Here is an 8,526-nt window from a genome sequence, read left to right as displayed (position 1 = left end):
CGATGAACCGGATTTACGTAATAAAATGTGCAAATAAGGCGGTAAAGATAAAGTTATAAATCTTACTTGAGTTCATGAATAAATGTTTGTTTAATCACTTTAAAATTATGCTAAAATGAAAATGAAATTTTTGTATTTGATCGGAATCATGCTGATTGGCGGTTTACTGGTATCTTGCGACAAGGATTCGGACGAAGAAAAGACTAAGAACTTCAAGGAACTCTTAGTCGGTCATTGGGTGGAATCCCATTCTCAAGGATATTATCACGATTTTTCCAACCCTGAGTATAACGAAGAATGGGATGAGGATATTTCTGAGGGAGAAACGTTCTGGTTTAAAGAGGATGGTACATTTGAGGAAACATTTGAAGGGGTCTCAAAAGGGAATTGGATATTGAATGGGAATCAGCTGTCGTTGACTGTTACTTGGGCAGACGATCCTGAAAATATTGGAGGAAGTAATTCCCCGGTTATCTTGGAACTTAGCGAGTCGAAACTGGTCTTGGAATCTCATGATAAGAACGATGACTATGAAGAATATAATAAATCGACCTTTATCAAGGTAACTCCGTAATCATCGTTAGAGCTTATATGGAATAAGGAACAAGGTAGTTGTTTATCACTACCTCGACTCCTTATTCTATAATAATATCTATAATATAATAAAATGGGAAAAAGATTTTTGTATTTGATCGGAATCATACTGATCAGCGGTTTATCGGTGTCATGCGATAAAGATTCGGAAGATATAGAAGAAGATGCGGACGGCAGAGTATCGTTCAGTACCCCTCGTTTTAGTCGCATAACAGAGACCTCAGCTTATCTTAACGGTGGAATTCATGGAAAAGGCGTAAAATTCGATTCGCGCGGAATTTGTTATTCGACAAACCCGAATCCGACGGTAGCAGACCAAGTAATCACTGTAGCTGGAGTGGGAGATACAGTGGTGCATCGTATAGAGAGATTGTCTAACAATACGACCTATTATGTAAGGTTATTTGCCCGATTAGAAGGACAAACCGTATATAGCAAGATGAATTCTTTTACGACGACATCTGCGTATACTCCCGATAATATGATAAATAAATATCTTTGGTTATATCTAAATTCAGATGATGTTATCGACGTTTTAACCATAAGGCATTTGAGCCAATCGGAGGGCTTAATAGATGAGAATTTAGTAGAATATTCTTATTCTGCTGCGGGGTTGAGATTGGCGGAATACTTCTTAAAAGAATTTGACTCTTATTATAATTTGAAATATACATATCAAATGAAATTGATTTTCACTTCAAGTTCATCCGGAAATATCAGTGGAACACGAACAGATACAAATGGTGAAAGTGTTTCTTTTACAGGAAGTTTTTTCTTTTAATGTTAAGTATATAAATAATTAATAATGTACGATGAAAACAAAAATATAGACTATTATGTTACGAATGAAAAAATTTTTTACGCTTTTTCTGATCTTTGTACTGTTTCCGGCTATACAGACAATGGCGGGAGGTACTTATCATCTGAAAGTCGGGGACTCTCAAAGGGTCAGTTTTACACCCCATAACGGTATTTTAACCCATACCATAAGGTGGGTGTCATATTCGGCCAGTATCGATGTTTCGGAATATATCGGAACGACAGCTACGATTAAAGTGTTGGCGCCGATTAGCGTCTCTCGTGTGATCGTACGATGCGAATATGAGTATGTAAAGTATAACGGGAACTTTCCTTATTTTTTCTCGGCAGCGGAGGATTTTATGATATATGTCGATCCGTCCGACCCTACGAATATTACTTTGCAAAGCAGTCTGACCCTCAATGTCGGAGACTTTGCGACGCTGACGCCGACTCTCTATCCGGCCGGTGCAGAGACGCAACTCTCATGGTCTTCGAGCAACAGTTCTGTAGCTTCGGTAAGTTCATCAGGAAAAGTTTTCGGAGAAGAAGCCGGGTCTGCAAATATAACGGTAAGAACGAGTAACGGATTATCGGCGACTTGTCGGGTGACTGTCAGGAATCCGGTACTCTCGCTTCGGATAAATCCGGCAGCGGGATTACTCGAGAAAGGTTCTTCCGTAACTCTGACCGCCGGTTCGAATAATGCGGATATTTATTATACATTAGACGGTTCTGTCCCTACTCGAAACAGCCTTGTTTATTCATCACCCATACCGATCGACCGGAATGTAACATTGAAAGCGATAGCTTATTGCGATGGTTATACGCAAAGTAGGGTAGTAACAGCCGATTATACGATTACAAGTCTTAAAACAATCGGTTGCTATCCGGAAAATAACGCTGAGAATGTAGGCCGGAATGCTATACCTTCTATTACGTTCAATTCCGAAATAAGCGAAAGCGATAAATGGAATGATATTAAACTGAAAAACGGCTCGACGGTGATTCCCGGAGAGAAAATCATTTCGGGAAACACCTTATACTTTGTTCCGGATGAGCCTTTGGAATATAACAAATCATATACGTTTACGCTGCCCGCTGATGCGGTAAAAACCGGCTTGAATGAACCGAATTTCTCATATTCAAGTTCGTTTACGATGTTTACCTTATACGATGTGAGTAATGTTATTTTGGATTTAGGAAATAATTACAGTTCTATGCTGTTGCCTGATAGGAAGCTATTGGGAATATGGGGCGAAATGTTCCCTGAATATATGTATGATGTTCTTTCTTTTTCTGCAGGAACTTATTATATGATGGCAATAAAGACAGATGGTAGTTTATGGGCATGGGGCGATAATCAGGCCGGGCAGTTAGGTGATGGTACGATAGACTATCGGGAATCGCCTGTAAAGATTATGGATAATGTTCGTTCTGTATCTGCGGGATGGACATATACAATGGCGATAAAAAATGATGGCAGTTTATGGGCATGGGGTAATAATCAATATGGGCAGTTTGGAGATGAGAAAAACTCTCCTGCTAAGATTATGGATAAAGTGGCTTTTATCTCTGCCGGTGCACGATATGCCATGGCTATAAAGACAGATGGCAGTTTGTGGTCGTGGGGATATAATTATAATGGAGAGTTGGGAGATGGTACGACAACCGATAGGCATTCACCTGTAAAGATTATGGATGATGTTGCTTCTGTATCTGCGGGATGGGAGCATACCATGGCCATAAAAACAGATGGCAGTTTATGGGGATGGGGTAATAATTTCTATGGACAATTGGGAGATGGCACGACAACGAATAGGTATTCACCTGTAAAGATTATGGACGATGTACTCTCTGTTTCTGTGGGAGCAGGGGGAATGCACACAGTGATTATAAAAACGGATGGTAGTTTATGGACATGGGGACTTAACGATTATGGGCAATTAGGAGATGGTACGACAATAAACCGGAGTTCTCCTGAAAAAGTTATGGAGAATGTTATTTTTGCTTCTGCAGGAGAAGCCCATACAATGGCAATGAAAGCAGATGGCAGTTTGTGGGCATGGGGTGATAATTCATATGGACAATTGGAATTGGGAGATCAAACGACAACCGGTACTACTATACCGATAAGAATTATATCTAATTTCTCGACGATTCAAAGCATAGACTTCGACAAAGAAAAAATAGAGTTGCGCATAGGCTCAAAATCTGTTTTGCAGACCTACTTGCAACCTTTTAATGCCGAATATGAGAATATATTATGGAACAGTACGAACGAAAATGTCGCTACAGTCTCCCCAAAAGGCGTGATAACTGCTGTTGCTCCGGGTACGACGACGATAACGGCGACGGTAGAAACGGAAAAAGGTGCGGATTGTTCAGCTTCTTGTATCGTAACGGTATCGGATGTGTCGGGAATAAATGCTGTCCCGTATAATCCGTTATCTGCATGGATCGATAATGGAATGTTGCATATAAAAGGATTGAAACCGGGAAACATCTTCTCTATATATGATGCGATGGGCAAACTGGTTTATCGGGGTACAGCCGAATCTACGGAGGTAAATAGACCGATTGAAGGGAAAGGCATTTTTATTGTGAAGACGGAAAACTGTACGGTTAAAGTCATAAATATAAATTAATGTACAACTCTATGAAAATAAAACTTTTATACATAATCGGAATCATGGCAGTGCAATGCTGCCTGATTTCACTATCATCCTGCGGTGAAGAAAATACGAATGACGAGGTAGGAACAAATGGGATATCCGGTGGATACGCACCCGAAAATATCATCAACAAGACGCTTGTGCTGAAGAATAAAGACGGCTCGGTCAAATTGGATAATGAGCATTTTAAACAAGGTGTCTCGGTAAATAACGTTACCGTAGACTATGACAAGTATGCTCCTTCCTATTCTTATACTGTTACGGGAAGGAATTTGGCGACATACACTTTTAATGCTACAAAAAAGACATATATCCCGTATTATGGTACTTATCATTATTCCAAATTCTCATTTCAAATCAATTTGATTTTTACTTCGGACTCGGGTGGAAACTATAACGGGACACAAACAAATGCAAATGGCAAGAAAACGAATATAACCGGAACGTTTACATTAAAATCATTCTGATATGAAAGCAATAAAAATTTTTCTGTTTTGCACCTGCCTGCTAATGGTGGCATGCGGAGACGAAGACGAAGCGGGGAATGAACTCACAGGCTACGCCCCCGCCTCTATCATAGGAAAAGACCTGTGCTTGAGCAAGTACTCAGACATGGATAATTGGTATGTCAAGATACTGCAAACACGAAACGAACTGAAAATGGTCGCCCAAGATTGGGAACTCGGTAATTTAAGTTGTCAATATGACAAAACCGGGAACAATCAGGCAAAACTCAAAATAAGCTATACGATAACCATATTGGACAAGCAAGTCCGACATACCGAAGAACTGAATATCCTCTTCACCTCGGAACATGGCGGAACATTCAGCGGTACGGATAAAGTCAGCTCGGATGGCAATACATACGAACAGGAGTCGTCAGGTTATTTTACGTTCGATACCGGCGACTTATCCGATTTTGATGAGGAGGATACCGGCGATGAAGACGTAGATTTTTCCTATCTGTGTAATTCGTGGAAACGCATTGCAAGCAATTCTGACAAATATCTGACGTTTTATCCGGATAAAACATATCTGATTGTCACCAACGACAACGGCTATCGGGAAGAGAGAGGCTCATATCGGATAGATGTTGCCACAAGCCTGATTTACCTGACTTCCGATCAAGGAACGACAAAACAATACGAAGTCGATCTTCTCATCGATGATGAATTGGAATGGCGGCAATACGATCAACAGACAGGAAAATACTCTTATGAAACATACCTCTATTCCGATAAAGACGGAACGGAAAACAAGCCCGGAGACAGTAGCGGAACGGAAGAATCCGAAAGCGATGTTTTATACGTATCATTTGAAGAGGTTGCTAGGAATAATATTGGTACTAAAAGGGTTGCAGATTATTTAAAGTATAAATTACAATACAAAAATCCGGAAAATTATACGAGTAGTAGCAAATACCTGAAAGCAGGCATTTGCTATGGTACTTCTCCGCACCCTACTATATTTAAGGATAAGACTACTCAACAGTCGAAAGTTGACCCTAAGGGAAATGCTGTATTGTTAAGCGGGTTGGAAGAAGCCACCACTTATTATTTGCGTCCATATACAGAAGAAAACGGGAAAGTAACCTATTACAAGGAAACAGAGATAGCTACTTTCGGTAAATGTGTAAATGCTGAAGTTGTACGGATTGGAAGTGACAAATGTAAGATAGATTACACTATTACAAACGGTACATACGAAGTTACTGTGTATATATACAATTATGCGACCGAAAAGGCTACGAATGAACATATCGGCTATAAAAGTGCCGGAGATAGCGGTTCAACATCTATATATGATATTCCAGACAGTTGGTATGCAGATAAAAGAGGCCTTTTTATAAGTATAACATTTGAAGATATCGATAACCCCGGTCGCAACTATAATATGACAGTTTCTACTATTGATCCTCAATATTGATTATGTACATTTTCTGTTTCACTCGTCAGATAACTCGCTATCTGACGAGTGAAAACACAAAAATGACCTGATAATATTTTTTTGTCGGAAAATTCAGGCAGGCTCTAAGGGTAAAATATTCTTTAATTATTGTATATAAGGGTGTTTGTTTGAAAAATTATTACGATATTTGCAGTCACGTTCTGTTCGGAATATTGTAAAATGACGGTTTTTGTAAAAATATAGGAGTTTCCTTTTCTTGTGAAAAGAAAAAGCTATATATTTGCAAGCCAAAAAATTATAAACAAAGAATTATATAATCATAATAAAAAAATCGTAGAAAAATGACTAAGGCAGACATTGTAAACGAGATTTCAAAAAACACAGGAATTGAAAAGGCGCTCGTTCTGGCAACAGTAGAACAATTCATGGATTCGGTAAAAAGCTCGTTGGCAAAAGGTGATAATGTGTATCTGAGAGGATTTGGAAGCTTTATCGTGAAAAAAAGAGCTCAAAAAACCGCAAGAAATATTTCTAAAAATACGACGATTATTATTCCGGAACACAATATCCCGGCATTTAAACCTGCTAAAACTTTCATGGGAGAAGTGAAGTAATTTAATTTATTATAGTATTAATATTTAAACGCATAAGATCATGCCAAGCGGAAAAAAAAGAAAAGGACACAAGATGTCTACGCATAAGCGCAAAAAAAGACTGAGAAAGAATAGACATAAGAAGAAAAAATAATGTCTGTCTTTTCATAAAAAAACAGAGAACCCAAAGAGCAAACTTATGGAAGAACATTCAAAAGTTTGTTCTTTGTTCTTTATAGTCCTCTGTTTTAACAAGTCGTATTATTTGTATTTAGCATTTAACAATAACCTAAAACGTATTGATGTGTCCACTGAATTAGTAGTTGATGTCCAACCCAAGGAGGTTTCGATCGCTTTGCTTGATGACAAACGTCTTGTAGAGTTGCAGAAAGAAGCTCGGAATATATCGTTTTCGGTAGGCGATATTTATTTGGGAAGGGTGAAGAAGCTGATGCCTGGACTAAATGCCGCGTTTGTGGATGTAGGTTATGAGAAAGATGCTTTTCTTCATTATCTGGACTTAGGTTCTCAATTTAACTCATGCGAGAAGTTTATTAAGCAATCGCTTTCGGATCGTAAGCGGGTTTTGTCGATCTCGAAATTTAACATGTTACCGGAGATCGATAAAGAGGGTACGGTAAGCGAAACGCTTAAAGTGGGACAAGAAATCTTGGTGCAAATATCTAAAGAACCGATTTCGTCCAAAGGCCCTCGGTTGACTGCGGAAATTTCTTTTGCAGGTCGTTTTCTGGTGTTGCTGCCTTTTTCCGATAAGGTCTCGATTTCTCAGAAAATAAAGTCTAACGAGGAAAAAGCGCGTCTGAAACAGTTGATACAGAGTATTAAGCCAAAGAATTTTGGAGTAATCGTGCGTACTGTTGCAGAGAATAAACGAGTTGCTGAGCTGGACAATGAGTTAAAGACTTTGGTCAAGTGTTGGGAAGATTGTCTGGTAAAATTGCAAAAGGCTAAAACTCCTTCTCTTATTTTTGAAGAAACCGGTCGTACGGTGGGCGTTTTGAGGGACATTTTCAGTCCGTCATTTGAAAATATATATGTCAATGATGAAGATGCCTATCAGCAGATCTATAATTATGTGAGCCTGATTGCTCCCGAACGGAAGGATATTGTCAAACTGTATAAGGGGGATCTCCCTATTTTTGATAACTTTGCCATTACCAAACAGATAAAATCTTCGTTCGGCAAGACCGTTTCGTTTAAAAACGGGGCTTACTTGATTATCGAACATACCGAAGCATTGCATGTCATCGATGTGAATAGCGGTAATCGGTCAAAATCGACCGCCGGCCAGGAAAGTAACGCATTGGATGTGAATCTTGCCGCTGCAGAGGAGATTGCCCGTCAATTGCGACTGAGAGATATGGGGGGGATTATCGTTATCGATTATATCGATATGATGGAGCCTGATAATCGTCAGAAGTTGTATGACCGGATGAAAGAATTAATGGCACAGGACAGAGCCAGACATAACATTTTGCCGTTAAGTAAATTCGGATTAATGCAGATTACCCGTCAAAGGGTACGTCCGGCATTGGATATAAATACCAGTGAAGATTGTCCTACTTGTTATGGGAAGGGTACGATTCGCCCTTCAATCCTTTTTACCGACCGTCTTGAAGATAAGATATCTTATTTAGTACATAAGCTCAAAGTAAAGAAGTTCTCTTTACATGTACATCCTTTTATTGCGGCGTTTATTAATAAGGGATTTTTTTCCCTGAAATGGCAATGGAGATGCAAATATGCATTCCGCTTCAAGTTGATACCGAATCAATCTCTCGCGTTTCTGGAATATAAATTTTATGATGGGAATAACAGTGAGATAGATCTGAAAGAAGAGATCGAAATTAAATGATGAAATTTCTCTTCGAAGAAAAAATAAGAGGGTGTATCAAAATTCCGATACATCCTCTTTTCATATCCATCGGTAAAGAATG

General features: G+C 39.0%; 7 protein-coding genes. All 7 read left to right on the top strand.

All coding sequences use genetic code 11. The features are described from left to right. Positions 1-115: 115 nt before the first annotated feature. The 7 genes from Q0093_RS14415 (at position 116) to Q0093_RS14385 (ending at position 8,444) form a co-directional block, all read left to right on the top strand. On the top strand, positions 116-574 hold the full coding sequence (locus Q0093_RS14415) for a lipocalin family protein (RefSeq protein WP_297931854.1): 459 nt from the start codon (positions 116-118) through the stop codon (positions 572-574). A gap of 93 nt (positions 575-667) precedes the next feature. Continuing rightward, the gene (locus Q0093_RS14410; RefSeq protein WP_297931851.1) at positions 668-1,375 is read left to right on the top strand and encodes a hypothetical protein; all 708 of its coding nucleotides are present in this window, start codon (positions 668-670) and stop codon (positions 1,373-1,375) included. A 55-nt stretch (positions 1,376-1,430) separates the two neighbouring features. Beyond that, positions 1,431-4,040, top strand: a complete 2,610-nt coding sequence (locus Q0093_RS14405) for an Ig-like domain-containing protein (RefSeq protein WP_297931848.1) — start codon at positions 1,431-1,433, stop codon at positions 4,038-4,040. Between the two features lie 11 nt (positions 4,041-4,051). Further along, the gene (locus Q0093_RS14400) at positions 4,052-4,534 is read left to right on the top strand and encodes a hypothetical protein (RefSeq protein WP_288640049.1); all 483 of its coding nucleotides are present in this window, start codon (positions 4,052-4,054) and stop codon (positions 4,532-4,534) included. Position 4,535: 1 nt separating this feature from the next. Next, a complete protein-coding gene (locus tag Q0093_RS14395; RefSeq protein WP_288640048.1) occupies positions 4,536-5,993 on the top strand; it encodes a hypothetical protein in 1,458 nt (485 codons plus the stop codon). Positions 5,994-6,316: 323 nt separating this feature from the next. Continuing rightward, the gene (locus Q0093_RS14390) at positions 6,317-6,589 is read left to right on the top strand and encodes an HU family DNA-binding protein (protein ID WP_009319124.1); all 273 of its coding nucleotides are present in this window, start codon (positions 6,317-6,319) and stop codon (positions 6,587-6,589) included. A gap of 283 nt (positions 6,590-6,872) precedes the next feature. Next, positions 6,873-8,444 (top strand): Rne/Rng family ribonuclease, encoded by a 1,572-nt coding sequence (locus tag Q0093_RS14385; RefSeq protein WP_031258368.1) that lies wholly within the window; start codon positions 6,873-6,875, stop codon positions 8,442-8,444. The last annotated feature ends 82 nt before the right edge of the window (positions 8,445-8,526 follow it).

It is taken from the genome of uncultured Coprobacter sp. (assembly GCF_947855755.1).
In the GTDB taxonomy this organism is placed as follows: domain Bacteria; phylum Bacteroidota; class Bacteroidia; order Bacteroidales; family Coprobacteraceae; genus Coprobacter.
This window is presented reverse-complemented; position numbering and strand designations above follow the sequence as displayed.

Bases quoted from the DNA above. Each gene is read 5' to 3' on its own strand.
- Q0093_RS14405 (WP_297931848.1), top strand. From the start codon at position 1,431: ATGTTACGAATGAAAAAATTTTTTACGCTTTTTCTGATCTTTGTACTG.
- Q0093_RS14390 (WP_009319124.1), top strand. From the start codon at position 6,317: ATGACTAAGGCAGACATTGTAAACGAGATTTCAAAAAACACAGGAATT.
- Q0093_RS14400 (WP_288640049.1), top strand. From the start codon at position 4,052: ATGAAAATAAAACTTTTATACATAATCGGAATCATGGCAGTGCAATGC.
- Q0093_RS14395 (WP_288640048.1), top strand. From the start codon at position 4,536: ATGAAAGCAATAAAAATTTTTCTGTTTTGCACCTGCCTGCTAATGGTG.
- Q0093_RS14410 (WP_297931851.1), top strand. From the start codon at position 668: ATGGGAAAAAGATTTTTGTATTTGATCGGAATCATACTGATCAGCGGT.
- Q0093_RS14415 (WP_297931854.1), top strand. From the start codon at position 116: ATGAAAATGAAATTTTTGTATTTGATCGGAATCATGCTGATTGGCGGT.